This is a genomic window from Candidatus Protofrankia californiensis (genome assembly GCF_900634765.1).
GTDB classification, from domain to species: Bacteria; Actinomycetota; Actinomycetes; order Frankiales; family Frankiaceae; genus Protofrankia; species Protofrankia californiensis.
In genome coordinates this window covers 10,479-11,152 of record NZ_CAAAFT010000169.1, presented here as the reverse complement: position 1 = coordinate 11,152, position 674 = coordinate 10,479, and the positions used below count along the sequence as shown (strand labels likewise).

Annotated in this window: 1 protein-coding gene; it reads right to left on the bottom strand. The window is 72.4% G+C overall.

What is annotated here, in order from left to right:
- Positions 1–160: 160 nt before the first annotated feature.
- On the bottom strand, positions 161–674 hold a 514-nt coding region (locus tag DD1DGNOD_RS09510; protein WP_131769932.1), incomplete at its 5' end, for an ATP-binding cassette domain-containing protein.

Here is a 674-nt window from a genome sequence, read left to right as displayed (position 1 = left end):
GGGATAGACCGCACCCTGACCCGGCACTCGGGTACCATCCGGACGGGCGCGCCGGACGGTCCGCAACGGCGGGCCGGAAGACCTGTGCGCAACAGCCCGGACGGCCCGCCCACCGGCTCCTGGCAGGCGGGTTGCCTCCGGCCCCGCCTCGCCGGCCGGATCAGACGACCGTGGCGGCCTGCGTGTCGTCCCGCTCTGCGCGGTCCCGCCCCGTCTCACCTCGATCTGTGTCCCGGTTCTCGGTGTCCACCACGTCCCGGCCCCGAGCGTCCGCCATCGCTGCGCTGTTGGTCGGTTCGACCCGGCCCGCGTCCAGGGCCTGCCCCCGGACCTCGCCGAACCGGCTCTCGCCCTGGGTCTCGAACTGGGTCTCGAACTGGGTGCGGTACAGCTCGGCGTACAAGCCGCCGCGGGCCAGCAGCTCGGTGTGCCGGCCGCTGTCGACCAACCGTCCGTCCTCGACGACGAGAATCCTGTCGGCGTCACGGACAGTCGACAGCCGGTGGGCGATCACCAGTGACGTCCGACCGGCCAGCGCGGTGGCCAGGGCCTGCTGGACGGCGGCTTCGGACTCGCTGTCGAGATGGGCGGTGGCCTCGTCCAGGACGACGATCGAAGGCTCCTTGAGCAGCAACCGGGCGATGGCGAGCCGCTGCTTCTCACCACCGGAGAGC